General features: G+C 41.1%; 12 protein-coding genes. 4 read left to right on the top strand and 8 right to left on the bottom strand.

Translation table 11 applies throughout. The features are described 5' to 3' along the window. Positions 1-69: 69 nt before the first annotated feature. A complete protein-coding gene (locus ACQ76V_RS04030) occupies positions 70-1,350 on the bottom strand; it encodes a bifunctional folylpolyglutamate synthase/dihydrofolate synthase (protein WP_440999194.1) in 1,281 nt (426 codons plus the stop codon). An 83-nt stretch (positions 1,351-1,433) separates the two neighbouring features. Between ACQ76V_RS04030 and ACQ76V_RS04025 the strand changes: the two genes are divergently transcribed. Next, on the top strand, positions 1,434-2,519 hold the full coding sequence (locus ACQ76V_RS04025; protein ID WP_440999193.1) for a quinone-dependent dihydroorotate dehydrogenase: 1,086 nt from the start codon (positions 1,434-1,436) through the stop codon (positions 2,517-2,519). Here ACQ76V_RS04025 and ACQ76V_RS04020 read toward each other — a convergent pair. Both ACQ76V_RS04020 and pyk read right to left on the bottom strand, forming a co-directional pair. Next, positions 2,516-5,101 (bottom strand): tetratricopeptide repeat protein, encoded by a 2,586-nt coding sequence (locus ACQ76V_RS04020; protein WP_440999192.1) that lies wholly within the window; start codon positions 5,099-5,101, stop codon positions 2,516-2,518. The two genes, ACQ76V_RS04025 and ACQ76V_RS04020, sit on opposite strands and share 4 nt — an antisense overlap. 22 nt (positions 5,102-5,123) lie before the next feature. Then, on the bottom strand, positions 5,124-6,557 hold the full coding sequence (pyk, locus tag ACQ76V_RS04015) for a pyruvate kinase (protein ID WP_440999191.1): 1,434 nt from the start codon (positions 6,555-6,557) through the stop codon (positions 5,124-5,126). A gap of 249 nt (positions 6,558-6,806) precedes the next feature. Here pyk and ACQ76V_RS04010 point away from each other — a divergent pair, with 249 nt between their 5' ends. Next, complete coding sequence (locus ACQ76V_RS04010; RefSeq protein ID WP_440999190.1) at positions 6,807-8,234, top strand: GWxTD domain-containing protein; 1,428 nt, start codon at positions 6,807-6,809, stop codon at positions 8,232-8,234. A 286-nt stretch (positions 8,235-8,520) separates the two neighbouring features. Here the strand turns inward: ACQ76V_RS04010 and ACQ76V_RS04005 are convergent, their stop codons facing one another. The 4 genes from ACQ76V_RS04005 to ACQ76V_RS03990 form a co-directional block, all read right to left on the bottom strand. Continuing rightward, on the bottom strand, positions 8,521-8,994 hold the full coding sequence (locus ACQ76V_RS04005; protein ID WP_440999189.1) for a hypothetical protein: 474 nt from the start codon (positions 8,992-8,994) through the stop codon (positions 8,521-8,523). A 133-nt stretch (positions 8,995-9,127) separates the two neighbouring features. Next, positions 9,128-10,909: a hypothetical protein gene (locus ACQ76V_RS04000; protein WP_440999188.1), complete on the bottom strand. Its 1,782-nt coding sequence runs from the start codon at positions 10,907-10,909 to the stop codon at positions 9,128-9,130. Positions 10,910-10,936: 27 nt separating this feature from the next. Next, positions 10,937-14,029: a SusC/RagA family TonB-linked outer membrane protein gene (locus ACQ76V_RS03995; RefSeq protein WP_440999187.1), complete on the bottom strand. Its 3,093-nt coding sequence runs from the start codon at positions 14,027-14,029 to the stop codon at positions 10,937-10,939. A gap of 946 nt (positions 14,030-14,975) precedes the next feature. Continuing rightward, positions 14,976-15,269: a GIY-YIG nuclease family protein gene (locus ACQ76V_RS03990; protein WP_440999186.1), complete on the bottom strand. Its 294-nt coding sequence runs from the start codon at positions 15,267-15,269 to the stop codon at positions 14,976-14,978. Between the two features lie 327 nt (positions 15,270-15,596). Here ACQ76V_RS03990 and ACQ76V_RS03985 point away from each other — a divergent pair, with 327 nt between their 5' ends. Together ACQ76V_RS03985 and ACQ76V_RS03980 are read left to right on the top strand one after the other, a co-directional pair. Next, complete coding sequence (locus ACQ76V_RS03985; protein ID WP_440999185.1) at positions 15,597-15,878, top strand: nucleotidyltransferase family protein; 282 nt, start codon at positions 15,597-15,599, stop codon at positions 15,876-15,878. A 66-nt stretch (positions 15,879-15,944) separates the two neighbouring features. Further along, positions 15,945-16,142 (top strand): HepT-like ribonuclease domain-containing protein, encoded by a 198-nt coding sequence (locus tag ACQ76V_RS03980; protein WP_440999474.1) that lies wholly within the window; start codon positions 15,945-15,947, stop codon positions 16,140-16,142. A gap of 1,176 nt (positions 16,143-17,318) precedes the next feature. Here the strand turns inward: ACQ76V_RS03980 and ACQ76V_RS03975 are convergent. Continuing rightward, a complete protein-coding gene (locus tag ACQ76V_RS03975; protein ID WP_440999184.1) occupies positions 17,319-18,689 on the bottom strand; it encodes a RagB/SusD family nutrient uptake outer membrane protein in 1,371 nt (456 codons plus the stop codon). Positions 18,690-18,703: the final 14 nt, after the last annotated feature.

Below are 18,703 nucleotides of genomic sequence, written 5' to 3'. Positions count from 1 at the left end.
ATCTTTTGTCAGAAGCTAAGAGAATAGATCTACTCTGTGAAAAAGGGAGCAAATTCAGGTAGATATGAATTATTGGTTTAAAGCAAAAGTTGAAACCCAGTCCCGAACTGTTTCATAAAAGTAAAAACTTCCTGAAAAAATTACTAATTCTGAATCAAAATCGTCTTGCATTATTTTTTTTCGATCTTCATCAGAAGCAGGAAAGGGAATTGCCTTAGGCAACGACTGTTTAATATCGTCAAAAGTAGCTGCCCGTTCAAGGCTTAACGGATAATAATAGATATTTTTGAATTCTGAAAATTCTGCCATCACCTCATCCCGGATTTTATCTCTCATCAACGATAGCACTAATATTGCATTTCCAATATTGCCTATTTCTTGTATTGATCCTTTTAACGCCTTGACTGCCTCAACGTTATGCCCCCCGTCGAAGTACCATTGTTGCGTATCTATAAGTCTTTCAAAACGTCCAAAACCCGTATTTACATGCTTCAAAGCATTTATAAATGTTTTTTTAGAGCAAGTAAACTCATCTATTATTGCTTGACAGACCTGCCAAGCAATGGCAATATTTTTTGCTTGTACCGGCGACGTTAAGTTGCTGTCAATTTCAACAACAGCATGGCCAACCGTTAACCGGAAGCGACCCGGTTTTGTACATTTTGGCTTTAAATCATCAATAATATATAAAGGGGATTTTTTCTGTTCGGCAATTTTAACAATTTCATTTCGAGCCTCAATGGGTAAATCTCCTATTACTACGGGTCGGCGTTCTTTTATAATACCTCCCTTTTCTTGCGCTATTTCGGTAATACTATCCCCGAGAATATCCGTGTGATCCAGCGAAATGCTGGTTATTACACTCACTAACGGGTCGATAATATTGGTAGCGTCCAAACGTCCCCCGAGTCCAACTTCGATACAAGCGATATCCACTTCAGAACGAGCAAACCACCAAAAGGCAATAGCCGTACTAATCTCAAAATAGGTTAACCCATATTTTTCAATCTCTTCTATATAAGTATTTAAAAACTGCAAAAGTTCATTGTCCGGCATCACCTCATCATTGACCCGGAAACGCTCATTAAAGGAGATAATATGCGGCGAAGTGTACACAGCCACCTTGTATCCTGCCTTTTGGAATACAGAAGCCAGTATATTACAAGTACTCCCCTTTCCATTTGTGCCTCCCACATGTATTGCAGAAAATTCTTCATGCGGATTCCCCATAGCACTACAGAAATCGCGAAACCGTGACAGATCAAAATTAGCTGCAGAAGATCCCCGGGATTGAAATTTAGGTATGCTTTCGAGATACTCCTGAACGGATTGGGGCGATGTAAAACGCATTGCTCCTTAATTAATTGTTTTTATTTCGTTCTTAGAAAAAAGCTCTTTACTTTGCCAAAGCAATATACGGCTGGTCTTATATTATGATTTATAATTCGTTGGTTAAATCACTTCTTTTCAAACTCGATGCCGAGCAAGCACATGCAACCATCCATCGCTTTGCCGAAACAGCATCGGGAAGTAGCATGCTTAAAGCTTTGGCAAAAAGCTTATATAATTATCAATCTGCAAAATTAAGTCAACAAATATGGGGATTAACGTTTCGAAATCCTATTGGCCTTGCCGCCGGCTTTGACAAAAATGGCCAAATTCCGGAAATAATGGAAGCCCTGGGGTTCGGCTTTGTAGAAGTTGGCAGCATTACCGCCAATCCCAATACCGGAAATCCCAAACCCCGAGCCTTTCGCCTGCCCAAAGATCGGGCAATAATCAACAGGATGGGGCTGAATAATGATGGCGCACAGACGGTCGTTAAACGCTTAAAAAACAAAAAACTATCCATTCCCCTGGGCGTCAACATTGCTAAAACACACGATCCCAAAATAATGGGGGATGCGGCCATTAAGGATTATGTGCACAGTTTTAACGAGGCCAAAAAAGTGGCCGACTACATTACCGTCAACATCTCATGTCCTAATACTGCAGCGGGCAAGACGTTTGAAAATCCTTCGGCGCTGGATGAACTGTTATCGGCACTAAAAATACGCGATGATGCCCGCGTTGTGCCTACGACGGTTAAGTTTTCATCCGATCTTACAAAAGAACAGTTATTACACCTGATAGAAATTTGTGAAGACCACCGCGTCCATGGCTATGTGGCCTGTAATACCTCCTCTTCTCGAGAAGGCCTCCAAACGCCTAAAGCCGAACTGGATGATATTGGTCAGGGCGGACTTAGCGGAAAGCCTATAGCTAATAAAAGTGTTCAAATTGTGGAGTGGATCAGTGAAGCTACCAAAGGACAAAAACCAATTATTGGTGTGGGGGGCATTGATAATTTTAATACGGCCCTTAAAATGATGCTGGCCGGTGCAGATTTACTTCAGATGTATACCGGGCTTATATATGAGGGGCCGGGGCTTATAAAATCGATCAACCGTCAACTACTGCATGAATTAGATGAGTTGAACATCAAATCCATCCATCAGCTGGTAAAAGCATTCGACTAACGCTGAATGGGAAAGGATACCTCGCATCTCACTTCATCGGGAGCCGGCTGTACTTCCAAGGGCGCAAACTGTAGATGCTCATCAAAAGCCTTTTCGAAGGCCTCTTCGATACCCAGGGAGGTATTGGGTGAGATTAATTCATATGATTGGACCTTTCCCTCTTTTGTCACCACAAATGAATAAGTTACCTTTCCTGACAAAGACGTCCTTTCTAATTTATTCGGATAGCTGACCTGTGATAAAAAGTTATCCATATTGGGAATCACCCTTAATGAAATTCCCACATCTTCGCATGTGACCGTTTTTTGTGATTCTGATTGTTGCTCTTCCAATACCTGTTTTAACTTGGCTACCCTTTGTTGCAGTTGGGCATTAGAGAAGGTCGTATCAAACTGATGAATGGCTACTCGCACGCTATCCCAGGCAGCACCCGAAAATTGAAGGGGTTCTTTTAATGCCGATGTTGTGACAGAATCATCTCTTAACGAATCGCTTGAATTATTATCTAAAAAACCATTTAGCGTAGAATTAGTTGCACTCGTCTTATTTTTCGCCTGCTCAATATAGGCCTCGATCGATTGGTAAAATATATGGGGCGCCAAATCAGAAGAACGATTATTCAATGCTAATTTCCTCAATTTCGCCGGTTTGCCGGAAGTCGTATCCTGGACCAGGCGATGGTAATCATCTAATAAGGTCTTAGTTGTATCCTGCTGAAAAACATCAACAGTACTATTTCCTAACCTAACCTCAACCCTGCGTGCATACCTTGTGCCGGGGAACTGTTCTCGAATAGCTTGCCCCCAATATTGAAGGCTGTCAACATTATTTTCGGTAGAAAATATTTCAAACAAGGAATACATAGCCTGTGGATGAAGCTCTTTAGCAATATCATTCTTGAGGACCTTGTGAAAATAGTATCGTGCACTATCCGGCATATTCAAATTCAAGAATAACAAGTTACCCAAACTATATTGGGCATTAGCCTTCTCAATTCTAAGCTGATTCTTTTGTTCATCAGTTCTGGGAATCTCCTCAAGATTCATTTCAATAACTGACTCTGCAGTCCCTAACCTATTGATCGATTGGTCATTTTTAGCCACTCCAACATCCTCTTGTTGACCTGCCCCTCTAATCGCTTCCGCTCTGCGCCAGTTGTCAACAAGCGGACGTTCTCCCCACCGCAGCCTAAACTGCGACTTATATTGACTTACCAGCTCTCTATTTTTGTAATTCAGATAGCCGTACATCGTTGGAATCTCTGATGTCTCCTCATCTTCCGTGAATTGCGTATTAGCAATGGCAGCTTCCTCTTTTCCTTCTTTATCTTCCAGAGCCTGTTTCTTTTGTGTACGGATGACCGTCAGCGCAGAATCCAATTCTTGCTCCGACATTGCACCTAATTTTAGTAAACTATCTGCTCGACTTATCGACTTTTGCAGTTCAGTATATTGGCCATACGTATCTGCTAATTCACTTGGATTTGCCGTATCCGTCCCTGAGGGAGAAGCGTTTTTAATTGTAGACGAAGAGTCAAAATAAGCAGCAGCTACCTGATATTGATTATATTGATCGCTATAAATCTTGCCCAACCTAAAATAAATGTCAGCCTTTAAATCTCGTGACTGCTCACTTTCAGCCCCATGCAATAACTTTTTTAATAATTGTTCTGCTTGTTTCGACTCTCCACTCATCGCATAAGTTTGAGCAATCTCAAATAAAAGCCGCCCCCGGCGATCAACGTTTTTATCATCCCTTCGCAGCTTTTGAAAAATGTCGAGAGCTAAATCAAACCGTGTGGCCTCCCTGGCTATATCAGCCTGCTTGAATTTCGACCAATATAGATATTCAAAATCGGGAAAATTATTTTGAACCTCTCCAAAAGCATTAAAAGCCTCCCCATAGCGCCCTTGCCGTTCTAAAACTTGTCCCAACAAAAAGTACGTTCGTCCAAGCAAAGCCTTATCATTAATATTTGCAGTAGCATCAAACAAGTAGTCTACCCCCTCATTCCAGTTTTGTAACATCGCATGGTGCTGGCCGGCCAAAGCCTGTATTTCTCCCTTATACTTTTGCGGCCACTTTGCAGGATATTGTTCAAGCTCAGATTCCAAATAGCTTATTCCGGCCGAATATTGTTTTAAATCAAGCTGGGTTCTGCCCTTCCAGATTATAGCATACGAAATCAATTTGGGAGAAGTGCTCGCATTCATAAGCTCTTCAAACTTTTGTAGCGCCGGGTAAAATTCCTGTCGGTAGTAATAAGATTTACCGATCAACAAAATAGCATCATCAACCCATTTGGAGTCGGAAAACCTACGCAATACCTGCGCCCCTTTATCTATTGCATTTTGGAAATCATTATAACCGGCGTTATTGGGGGCTGCATGAATACGAACGGGGGTAGAGGGGTCAATAGTGACCGGTTGCTTATTGACCTTTTTTAATCCTGATTTGAAGCTCTCCCTGGCATTATAGAAGGTATTGTAATAAGCCGTAAAGTTATTCCAGGAACTTGTTAGAGCACTCCCACAGCCCACCAAAAATAGCCCTGTCAACAGTATGAGAAAAAACTTCCTCAAGATTTAAATCATTAATTTTCTATTAGTCGATGGTACTTACCTTAATCATATTTGTACGACCTTTTTTAGCGATGGGCATACCGGTGGCAATAATGGCGCGATCATTTTTATTCACCAATCCATGGTTTTTGAGATGTTCTTCCATCAACTTTACACTCTTGTCGGTATCAAATATTTCATCAATTTTAATGGGTTGCACGCCCCAAACCATTCCCAGCTGCTGGCGCACTTCATCACTCTCGGTAAATGCAACGATAGGTACGCGCGGCCTAAACTTTGCAATACGCCGAGCCGTACTGCCGGAATGCGTAATCGTACTAATCACTTTGGCATCCACATTTTCAGCTAACATCACGCAGGAATATGCCAGCGACTCAATTACCTGTTTCTCTTTCCATTCCGGCTTGCGATAGCTGAGGCTGTTATAAATATGGTCGGCATCTTTTTCAACCAAGCCACAAATTTTATCCATTGTTTTAACCGCTTCTACCGGATAGTCGCCCGCAGCTGTTTCGCCTGACAGCATCACCGCATCGGTCCCGTCAAGCACAGCATTGGCCACATCGGAACTTTCAGCTCTTGTGGGCCGGGGATTCTCGATCATGGAGTCAAGCATCTGTGTAGCGGTGATCACCGGCTTGCCAGCCTGCCGACACTTATCAATAATATTCTTCTGCACCATGGGAACTCTTTCACTGGCAATCTCTATCCCCAGATCGCCGCGGGCTACCATGATACCGCTCGATTCTTCGATGATATCATCAATAACCGTAATCGCTTCGGGCTTTTCGATTTTTGCAACAATGCCCGCGTTGGAACCCTCGGCCCGTACTCTTGAAATAACCTCCTGGATATCATCCGCAGAGCGAACAAACGACATGGCTACATAATCTACGTCTTGCGAAACGGCGTACTCCAGATCCTTGATATCCTTTTCGGTCAACGAAGACATCGACAAATCAACATCCGGCAAATTGAGTCCCTTGCGTGATTTTAACAATCCTCCAACCACCACCTGGGCTACCAATGATGATTCATTTTTTTTGATCACCTTTAACTCAAGCAGTCCATCATCAATGAGTAACCTATTCCCTTCAACAGCATCGTTAATCAATCCTTTATAATCCACCGGTATCGTCTCCGAGGTACCTTCAATATCTTCGGTTGTTAGCGTAACATAATCTCCCGACGCTACTTCCTGTCCCCCCTCTTTCATATTTCCAATCCGAATTTTAGGACCCTGCAGGTCAGCTAAAATTGGAAGGCTAACGCCATAGCGATCAGCTACTTTTCTTACGTTATGGATAACCTTGCCATTATCTTCGTGGGTACCATGCGAAAAATTAATCCGAGCAATATTCATCCCGTTTCTCACCAGTTGATCAATCTTTTCTTCGGTATTACTGCTCGGCCCAAGGGTGCAAACAATTTTTGTTCGTCGTTCGCTAATACTCATGTAATTCTACTGTTTAACTGTACAAATTATCTTTCTAACTACGCTAAGAAATGTTTTGCCGTATATAATGGTTTTATAAAGACATTCCAATGTATGAAATTATAACTATAAACGTTATCGGATATACTGAACTCTTCGATGTAGCTGAAGTAATTCTTTAAAAGTTTTACGCAATTGGTATATTTAAAATTGGATTATGATGGTAGGTCTTTCCAAGATTCTTAAACTGTATCACGTATGAACTCTTATATGTCAATAACGAAACTCATCCCATACCTCCTGATCCTTGGGATTGGGGTAATGGGCTGTGCTAAATCTATGAACCCCGATATTGAGCGTGGTTCAAGTTATAATTTTATAGATGGGTATCCCGAAGTACGGTTCTCTGCCATCGGCTTAATTGACGAACAGGGAGAGCCTAAAATAGATATCGCCGCTGATATAGTATTGGGAAGCTTAATTTATAATAAAGAAGGGGAAAACTATATTTCTAATGTGACCATTGATGTTCAGATTGTAAACCAAACAAATCCCGATAATATCATCGGTTCTAAACGCTACCAAATTGATATCAAAAGAGAAGATCCCAATATCGTTTACAGCCAGCAAATACATACCTTTGAGCAAGAACTCGATGTAAAGCCGGGACGCTATACCATTAATTTCACCCTTACTGATCAAAGCTCAGATAAAAAGATTACGCATTCCACCGAAACCTATTTACCAAACCCCGAAAATAATATATCCAATCTGACCAATATTCGGATGGAAGGGAAAAATATGAGCGCAGATAATCCGGACTGGTCCCCTATTACCACTTATGATGTGCCCGGCCGAGTGGATTCGCTGAAGTTTGTATTCCAGGTCACCAATAATAATTCCAGCGAACCGCTTACCATAGAGTCAAGATTACTCCATTTCAAGTCAGATACTTCATACGCCCGGCCGATGCACTATAATAATTACAGCCCATCGAGTATCCAGTACAAGGGTATCGATTATAATCAAGAAGAAGTTATCCAATCTACGCAGCGTAAACTGGTTGAACCGGGCAATGTACTCATTGAATTCACTTTTGGCAACCAGGCCCGAGGCAACTACCGATTTGAGGTACAGACCAACAAACCTTCCGATGAAAATGGGGAAGCATTCAAGGCCCGCGATTTTGCTGTCAAAAGTAAAAACTATCCCTCCATACAAACAGCACGAGAGCTGGCTCAACCTCTGATTTATCTGATGAAAGAAAAAGAGTATGAAAAGCTTATGGCCATAACCAATACTGATTCGCTAAAGCAGGCTGTGGATCGGTTTTGGTTGAAAAATATTGGGAATAAAGGTCAAGGTCGAAGTGTGATTAAAAAGTTTTATAATCGAGTAGAAGAGGCCAATAAACAGTTTTCGAACTTTAAGGAAGGGTGGAAAACAGATCCCGGTATGATGTATATTCTGTTGGGCCCGCCTTGGTACGTCAATGAACGATTAGACCAAATGTATTGGTCGTACTCATACAACCGATCTGATCCCGAGAGAAATTTTTATTTCTTTGAACCAAGAAATAAAAACGAATTCTTTCCCTTTGATCACTACATTCTCAGGCGATCACAATCATACTTTACGCTGCAATACCAACAGATTGATCTCTGGTTATCGGGACTTATTATGCGACGTAACCTGTAGCGGGGATATTGTACTCCTTTGTACCCGAATTAGAGCAACCCTTAGTTTAGCTGTTGTTGCTTGTATATTCTGTAAAGATTTTCTTATATCTTCAGATTAATAAAAAAAGCCGCCCCGTAAACGAGGCGGCTTCATAATTTAAGGTTGTTTTATCCCCTATTGATTTACAGGAGTTGGATCAAATAATCACGCGAGTTGTTTAATGCGCTTATCGCATTATCATCACCCGTTGCCGTGTCTATAATGGGTCTATATCGGCAACTAAATTCTTGCTACTAAATTTTAGTTACATTTCTAACACTTCTATCTCTGCAGGATAATTTTTGGAAGTTTGCACTCTAAAAATCGTACTGTCTTTTTTCATGATTCGTAATTTCCCATTAGTCATTAGTAATGGTTTATTTGTGATTAACAAATTCTCACTCGAGTCTTGATCTGATTCACTTCTTTTTTCAAGTTTATTAGCCAGCATTATGGCAATTGAAAGACTATTAAAATCTGACTTAAATACTTTCTCTGGCCCTAATGAATCTTTAATCACTTCCGATGTTGGAACGGCATAATTATTATCCATCACATTATTCATTCTTTCTAAATGGGTAAACTTAAAACCATCAATCTCAATCCAATCCCCCTCTATAAATCCATCCTTGTGAAGATAATTTATCTCAATTTTTTTTCCTTCATAAGATTCATGGTTTAATGAAGTACACCCAACTATTAATACCAATAACAGATAACTAATTTTTTTTAAATTCATATTTCTTATTGTTGAACTTTACCAAAGTCTTGTTACAAATACCTACTATAAAATTTGAATATGAAAATAGCTTATAAAAAAAGGCCCGACAAATTTTTGCCGGGCCTTAATTTAATTGAGAAGATATCTCAGTTTATTTTTGAACTGCACCTTTAGTCGACTTCGAAGGTGCTTCAATATCCAAGTCCAAATTAGCCTTATATATTTCATCTTCTTGGTTCACTATTTTTGCTGATGAACCAAAGGCTTTATCAGCAAGCTCTCTCCATTCATTATTCCCAGCAGCAGAACCTACACTACCAGCATTGCCGGCGCCGCCATAAGTATAATTATCTCTTCCTGTTAGCTCCAATTCTTGACCAGGTACGGGGAACATCGTTGGTGTACCGGGCTGTAGTAAATCATGACGTCTCATGAAATACCATTGGAGACCAGTACCCCCCATAAGGCTAAGCTCTACCGAATATTCGCGGAGTAAGGCCCACTGGAATCGTTCAGTACTCTCGGTTCCTGTAAGACTATGACCACCTGACATACCATTTGAACCCATAAAGCCCAACTGTACACTTGGCAAATCAATACTTAATGAAATGGTACCATCACCTGCAGTAGAATTATTCAATGTTGTTGCAGCCCCAGCTGGATTGTCTTGCATTAGCTGAGCTTCAGCTTTCAACATATCAACCTCTACAGAAGTAATGAGTGTTACCCCATAAGAACTTGGCCACCAGTCATTGTTTGCAAAATAACGCAAACTAAAATAATTGGTAAACAAGGTTGGATCACGTGTTACATCCAAGTAACCGGGATTTGTAGTGTATACAAAATAATCCAATCGTGGATCGTCAGATTGTGCGGGATCAAGACTGGCTTCGCCTGAGCTGGCTTGATCAACGGGGTAATTAACCGGGTAATCAGGATCAAGCAAGTGAATTTGCTTAACATCCGTTGGATTATATCCAGCACATGTACTTAACCCATCACCACAGGTCACTGCAAAGTTAAGCCAATCAGCTAAATCATTAGCATAGGCGCCACTGGACCCAACATTACTTGCCGTCCAATCGAGTAGCCCAGAAGTCGCATTTTGACCTCCGAGACCATTGTCAGCATAGGTTTCTACTCGGTTCCAATCCACATTTTGTGCTTCCGAAGGAGTTCTGGCCTTACCAGCAAGAAACCGTGCAGCAAGAGAATTTAGTATTTCGACGTATTCAGCCTTGCTCCACGAATCACCTGTATTCGGCATAGAAGCAAATGTGAAATTTAAGCCCGTATCAGATTCGAATTCGTTTGCAAGTGTGATTGCTCTATCTATATCTGATACTGCTCCATCAATGACAGTGGTATAATCACTGAATTCTGGATTTTCTGGTGGACCATCAGTACTTGCCTCAAGCATATAAGCTTGGTCATAGATTAAGCCAAGATAACCACGTGAAAAACCACGTAAGAAATATGCCTGCGATTGTATCTGCTTGGTCAGATTATCACCATTATCAACAAACTCTGTACCTTCCTGCTCAATCAGTGCAATAAACTGATTGGCCGTTGCGATACTAGAATTCATGCTACCCCAGTAGGTATTTATTGCAGCTTCTGCAGAATAAGCGGTGGTATTATTAATAGCCCGCCTTGGCTGTCCCGAAAAATCGGGCCAATACGATCTAAACGCATTTGTAGCTGTAGCTTGATCTGATAAGTGATGCATTGCTACTCCCCAGTCACTAACTGCTGCACCTGTAGCATCTTGGAAGCCACCTCTTAACAACTTAAGAGTATTATTCACATCGCCTAAAACGGCTTCTCTTGTTGGTTCATTCGTATTAGCAACATTTAAATCCTGACAGCCCTTAAAAAAGAGGCTACCTACCAATAGAATAACAACAAGGATTGAATATTTTAGTTTTCTCATAATGTTCAAGTGTTTAATGTATTAAATTTATAGTCTGACCTCGATTGATCCACTAAAGGTCCTAAAATTAGGATAAGCAAACTCATCAATTCGGAAGTTAGAAGCATTTGTTCTTAATGCTACTTCCGGATCATAGCCCGAGTAATCGGTAAACGTTAGTAAATTACGTCCTACAGCAGATATCTTAACGCTTTTGATATGATCACCAATGGCGCCAAGCATATCATTACTGACAGTATATGATATAGAGGCCTCTCGAAGTTTTACAAAACTTGCATCTTCGACGAAGTGTGATGTTGCTTCTGAACCATTGTATAGTCCATCATTTGCAAGAGCATATTGTGGGTCAAGACCACTTCGCGTATAATCCTCGAGATCTTGGTGCAAATACCTGTTGTACATTAGCTGACGTGTATAATTGTATACATCGCCTCCCTGTGACCAATCCCAGACCATAAACAGACTTAACCCTTTATACTTGAAGTTAGAGGTAAATCCAACTTGGAAATCTGCCTGTGTATCACCGATCTGAGTTATAACAGGGGAACCGTTTTCATCAACCAAATACATTGGGCGTTCGGCTTGTGTACCTTGATCTTGCTCCAGTACAACATGCCCTAACTCATTGGTTGTAAAATCTTCAACAGAATATCCGCCAGCGATATTGAGAACATTCCCATTATCATCAACAGTCAACTGATCAACTGATGTAATCAGCTTTTCTCCATACATCGCACCATAAGATACTCCCTCTTCAAATCTGAATAGGTCGATGGCAGCATCTAAGCCAGTACCACGTGTAAAGGCAGGTGCGCCTCCAAGATCAGTAACCTTTTGTGAAACGCTTGTAAATGAAACATTGGCATCCCACGTCAGATCTTTGGTAGAGAGGATTTGTCCCCCGAGAGTAAATTCGAGAGATTTATTTTCAATTTCTCCAACATTTTGCCATTGGTTAGCAAACTGTGATGTACCGGTAAGAGGTACAAGTAAGTAATCATTCGTAACGTTGGTTATCGCATAGTTAGCCGTAAAATTAAACCGTTCCAGGAATGTAGCGTCTAACCCAAATTCTGTTTCAGCTACTACCGAAGGTTTAATTTCGTTATTACCTAAGGTGTTAGGTGCTAAGGCTGTACCCGTAGGAGTATATGTCTCATATTGCGCATCAAATGGCGGTCGCTGTCCAGAAATACCATAGGATGCTCGTAACTTTAGTTCATTAACATTATTAATGTCAATATCTTCGGTCAACCGATATGCTAACGAACCACGGTAATATGTCTGCCATCTTTCTTCAGAACCGAACAAAGAAGAACCATCGCGACGTACCATTGCACCGACTATGATTTTATCTTGATAATCGACATCAACATTTGCGATGTAATTCTCTACACGTTCCTCTTCCAAGGTCGAACTTGCACTATAATTATTAGGATCAGTAGCCCCAATATCTCGGATACCACTTACAGAATAATTATACCCCTGGGTCCAATTGTTAGTATAATTGCGATCCTCATAAAGATATTTTAGCGTTCCATCTAAATTAATATCTTCTCCAATTTGCTGATTAAATTGCGCCCAAACTTCTGTTATATATGTTGACTCATCAATATCCTCGATGTATTCATACCCATTGTTGAAAAAAGTACTGGGCGTTGGAGTTTGATAACCAACTGGAGTGTGATCATTATATTGCTGCAAACGTCTGTCCATAGACTGTCGAGCATTTACGGATAACCAATCAGTAAGGTCATAATTTACCGTAAGGCCACCAACTATACGATCACGATCTGTCATACGAAGACGATTCTCAGCTACATATAATGGATTTTGCCAGTTTGAACTTGCCACCCCATAACCTGTAGGATTATTTGTATAAGATCCATCAGCATTTTTCTCCAAAAGAGAAACATAAGGAGGTGCAGTAAGCGCAGAATAAAAATAATTAGCACCCTGCCCTTGCTCGTTGAAGTATGGAAATTCTGATGTGACATAAGAGCTTGACAAGCTGAAGGTAAACCTCTCAACCTCATTATACTCAGCATTAAATCGAATGGAGTGTCGTTTATAATCTTCTAACGGTTCTACAACTCCCCCCTGGGTGAGCCCTTCGTAAGAGGCTGAATAATTAAACCCTTGAGAATTACCTCCTAAACGGACGTAGTTAGTATTGTAAGCTTTTCCAGTAAAAATGGCATCAACGTTGTCATATGACACTGGATATTCATTATCAAATGTTCGATCAGAATCAAATTGTCCGTAACCTGGCCAACTATCAATATAGTTTCCATCTGAAGTTAAAGTTGCATTCTCAACCCATGGATGTGTAGTGGCTACAGGATAATCTTTTGCGATCTGTGAAACCCCATATTCAGTTCTGAAAGTAACTGAGGGTTTATTGGTATTCTCTCCTGCTTTTTTGGTAATAACCTGAATTACGCCATTACCAGCCAAAGATCCATAAAGAGAAGCAGCAGCAGCCCCTTTAACTACCTCGATAGATTCAACATCTTGCATGTTAATATCCTGCAATCCACCATTTGTTATTACTCCATCGACAATAACAAGTGGTTCTTGATCTCCATTTATAGAAGTAGATCCTCTAAGTCGAATAGATGGTGAAGATGCCGGATCACCTGAGGCACTGGTAATTGAAATACCAGATGTTTTACCATAAAGAGCTGAACCTACATTTGTTGAAGGCACTTCAGAAAGTTCAGTTTCCCCAATTTTCGAAACAGAAAAACCCAGCTTTTTAGTTTGAGTTCCTTGTCCAACACCTGTTACTACAACTTCTTCAAGTCCAGCAACATCTTGTTTGAGACTTATATTTAAGGTTACTTCCCCAGATCCAACTTCTACTTGAGTAGTATATGGTGTATACCCTACAAAAGTAGCCCGGACTGTATAAGTACCGGAAGGAACATTTTGTATTTCAAAATTACCTTCCGCACCGGTAGCAGCTCCTCGCTCCAACTCAGTGATTAGTACGTTAACCCCAGGCATTGTATCCCCGGTTCTTGCATCTGTAACTGTACCGCTAATCGATCCCTGTGCAAGAGATGAACCAGCGAAAACTACAGAAAAGAATATTAAGCATAGTAGCTTCCTAAGCATAATTAGATATGTTTTATTATTGTTTTTATTTAACCACTTCATCCCCATGGAACTATTTTAGTAGTATCCCATATTTTGCCCCAAAGGGTTAGACTATTGCGCTGTTTCTCAACACATTAATCCCTGTTTTAAATTTACCTTAAAAGATCTGTGCCGAAAGAGCAATAGCCCTTATTTTTAAACCATTCGAAATAATAGTAAAATAATTTACATTGTCAAACGTTGACCAAGTTTTATTGCGCAGACACATTACAATACCTTATTTATTAAGGACTTAGCTGCAAGAGCCTTTCACGCCAACTACTTCCAAGACAGATAACCATTACCTGCTGTAGGCTTCGCTGAAAAAAATAAGGCAGAATAACCCGGCAAATTACTCTTCCACTATTTATTGAGTGTTTACCATGTTGTTTGGTACCGACTGACAGGATTTCCCCCCAATAGTTTTATAATGATCTTATCAACAATCTGAAGCTGACAAAGGATGAATTGGATATCATTTTTAACAATAAAGCTCCTTGTTTTGAATAATATTTAGGACGCACGGAGAAATCCAACATCGCAACATATTTGGATGAAGTGCTCAAGTAATGCCGGCTCATCATCTCATTCATCAGCATGATAGATTTCTCGGCTTAACTTCGTTACCCTCCCCGTAGGATGGGACACGGTCGGAATGACGATGCTTTTTAATGAAAACAACAACGCCGGTCATTGCGCTGTACCCTTCCAAATCCTGGTATAGTAGAGAGCGAAGTGAAACGCAGCGCGGCAATCTCCCAACAAAGTCCGTCATTACGAACGGAGCGAATGTAATGAGCGAAGTGTGGTAATCTCCCAGAATAGCCTACTTAATGTGTGAAGGATATCCTTTAGATCCTACTCGAGCGTTTTCAGGGAGATTACGTCGGTCGGCAGGCCTCCCTCGTAATGACACTGCTTTTTATTAAGATAAAAGTTCTTCATATAAATCACGCCACTCAGGATTCAACGCCTCAATCAAATCTATTTTATCTTGTCGAGAACCTGCCTTGATTTGTTTCTCCCGATTAATAGCATGCTGCGGGTGATCATATTCCTCTATATACACCAGTTTCGTGCAGTTGTACCGCTTGCTAAAGCCCTCCACCAATCGTTGTTTGTGCTGCCAGCCTCGTTTGATAATGTCGCCCGTCACACCAGTATAAAGAACCGTATGGTGAGCGTTTGTCATAATATAGATGTGATAGTTCTTTCCCATAGGATAGTAAGACCCTTTCACCAGCTCTTTCTTACGAGTTTATTAAAAAAACAACGTTCGTCATTGCGAACGTAGTGAAGCAATCTCCCTGAAAAGGGGTGCTCATGAGTGAGGGATAGCCCTTTAGATCCTACGCGCACTTATTCAGGGGGATTACGGCGGTCATCGAAACCCGCTCTTCCCTCGTAATGTCAAGTGTTTACTATGAATAATCTAAAAGAACCTTATTTATTAATCCGATTATCCCATTGCATTCCTAATTTTCTTATCTCTTTCCGAATCACTTTCTTATATCGTTATCGAATCATCTAATTTACTCTTGTTTCCATGGCAAATTTAGAAGAGATTAAAAAGAAAGTACGTCCTGTATTAAAAAAGTATGGGATTCAAAAGGCTGGACTTTTCGGCTCTATAGCACGTGGTGAGGCAGAGACAAACGATGTGGATTTACTGGTGAAAATTGATCAAAAAATCAGCCTGTTAGACTTTATTGGTATTCAACAAGAACTGGAAGATGAACTCAATCTAAATGTAGATCTTGTTGAATATGATTCTTTAAAGCCAACCCTCAAAGATGACATTCTTAAAGATGAAGTACCGGTTATATGAGTAAGCGAAAACCGGATGTTTATCTTCAAGATATTTTAGAGAGTATTCAACAAATTTGAGCACTATCTGGATGGTATAGATGAAAGCGAGTTTTATCAAAACCCAGAAAAGCAAGATGCTGTTTTACGCCGCTTGGAAATTATTGGAGAAGCGGTAAAACATATTTCTGATGACATTCCCTGGTGGAAAATCGCAGGGATGAGAGATATTATCATTCACGAATATTTTGGAATAACTCTGAGCATGATTTGGGTTGTTACTTAACGAGAGCTTCCAGACCTGAAATTGAAGATTGTAGATATTATCGGCGACCAAAAATAGTAACACTCCTACCAACTTGAGATACATAACAACGGTTGATTATTGTGAACGGGACGGCGACATACTGAAGTCGAGAAATCTCCTAACAACGCTGGTCATCCTATGTTGCCGTGGTGTAGTAGGGAACGAGGTGAAATGAAGCGTGGATTATCTCTTTTCAAACAACGCTGGTCATTGCGAACGTAGTGAAGCAATCTCCTTGAAAATGGTTGCTCATGAGTGAGGGATAGCCCCTTAGATGCTACGCGATCTTATTCAGGGAGATTACTTCGTCGTCGCAAGCTTCTCCTCGTAATGACACTGCTTTTAAACAACGGCTGTCATTACGAACAAGCGAATGGAATGAGCGAAGTGCGGTAATCTCCATGATATGATCGACACATGGCTAAGTGGTTCTCCTTTTGATGCTAAGCGAGCGTTCTCGGGGAGATTACGGCGGTCGGCAAGCCTCCCTCGTAATGACACTTCTTTATAGGAAAACAACGGCTATCATTACGAATGGAGCGAATATAATGGCTTCTATTTAGCTACGAGAGGGTTGCACTCTCAAGTATTCAAATCCCTCGGCTTCTCACCACCTGTGGCAATGGTCTTATAAGGGGAGTGACACTGCCCTTATAAGGGGAATGTCACTCCCCTTACTATCACAATGATACTCTCCTTATAATGCCGATGTCTATGTCCTTACTATCTCAACGGAAGGAATGTATTTATAAGCCCAGAAGCAGGAAGTGAAAATGGATTCTTCTTAATAGAAGCACACCATAAACAGCGGCAAAAAGTGAAGGGAAACTTATAAGCTAAAAGCCAAAAATAATGGACCAAACTGTGAAAAACGACTATAGCCTCAAATAACGGGAAACGTCAGGACAGCCTTCAATTCTATTTTTAAGACCTACTTTAGTTTTCACCCTCATACACAAATTATTTAAGCGCAACGTAATTACAATTCTTCCATAATGATCAGTACAGAAAAAAGATCACTTAACTGGCTCAATAGCTCCACTCCTTCAAGCAGAAAAAAAACTGCCGGATTGCTTCGACAGAATTATGTACAACCAATAAAAAAAGCCGCCCCGAAAACGAGGCGGCTTTAAAATGGCTAAACTTAACTTCCAATTAGTAGCCAGGATTTTGCTCCAAGTTTGGATTTGAATCCATCTCACGCTGGGGTATTGGCCATAACGTCATATCTTGGCTAATACCAAACTGACTGGCAGCCATACCTAAACGCTTATAATCTAACCAGCGATGGCCTTCTTGCGCCAATTCCAGACCACGCTGATACATAACTGCATCAATTACTTCCTGATCGGACGTAAAATCTGTTGCAGCATAGTCTGTCGTATATGGACCTCCTGAAGGTTCCTGGTTTTCATAGGCTCTACGCTGAACCATATTTAGGTCTGAAGCCACACCAGCATAATCAGGCGTATCCTTCAGTCCTTGCGCCTCAGCACGGATGAGATACATCTCTGCAAGACGGATAATGATCACATCATCATTACCTTCGAGCTCAAAATACTTTCCGAGCTCAGATTGTCCATCCCCATCAAAATCTTGCAAATTAATGGCTGCTCGTAAGTCTTCACTGGCAAAAGCAGAGGTATAATCACTAGTTGGCGCATACTCTCTGCGTCCACCGTATCCATTCGGACGAGCAAAAAATGCAAGAGCGTTATCATCCTCCGAGGTAAATTCCACCCTGAAAATAGGCTCAGCAGTGGAGGGGGTATTACCGAAAAGCCCTTCGTAAGTTCCCAAGGCAAACTCACCGCTGTTAATTACTTCAGAAGCATAGTTTTCGGCTGTTTGGTAGTTCCCCTGGTATAGATGAACGCGTGCCAACAGAGCCTTAGCCGTATAACCGGTAGCATTACGAGCACTTGCCGAACCATTTGCACCCAATGTACTTTCGGCCTGCTCCAAGTCAGTAACGATTTGATCGTATACAGCTGAAACAGAGCTACGTTCTACAAAGCTTTCTTCACCCAACGAAGTGGTAGGAGTAGTTATAAGCGGCACTCCTCCGAAATAACGCACCAGTGAATGATATGCTAATGCGCGGAGGACTTTAGCTTCCGCTACGATCTGATTCTTTTCAGGATCAGTAAATCCATCCTCTTCTATTGTGGGCACGTTCTCGATGAGGTTATTCGTGATGTTAATCAAGTCATAGTACTCAATCCACAGGTCACGTCCCTCAGCATTCGTAGGCAACATATTGTGCTGGTCAACAGAACCCCAAGATGGGTAGGAACCTGAATGGCCAGCATAATCGGCGGCCAGTTCGGCAAATACATAATCATCCTCAATCACTGCTTGGTAGGCAGAATAGGCACCGGCCAAAGTGGAATTTGCTCCATCTTCGGTCGTCAATACCGTCTCAGACGGTAAGCTTTGCTGTGGTGTTTGATTGGTCACATCACATGATGTAGCCACAAACACAACCAGCAATGCAGTTGTTATGTTTTTAAATAAGTTCTTCATAATTATTTCTATTT

It is taken from the genome of Fodinibius sp. SL11 (assembly GCF_052060035.1).
GTDB lineage: Bacteria > Bacteroidota > Rhodothermia > Balneolales > Balneolaceae > Fodinibius.
The sequence above is the reverse complement of the archived record's forward strand: the minus strand, read 5'-3'. Positions and strand labels throughout refer to the sequence as shown.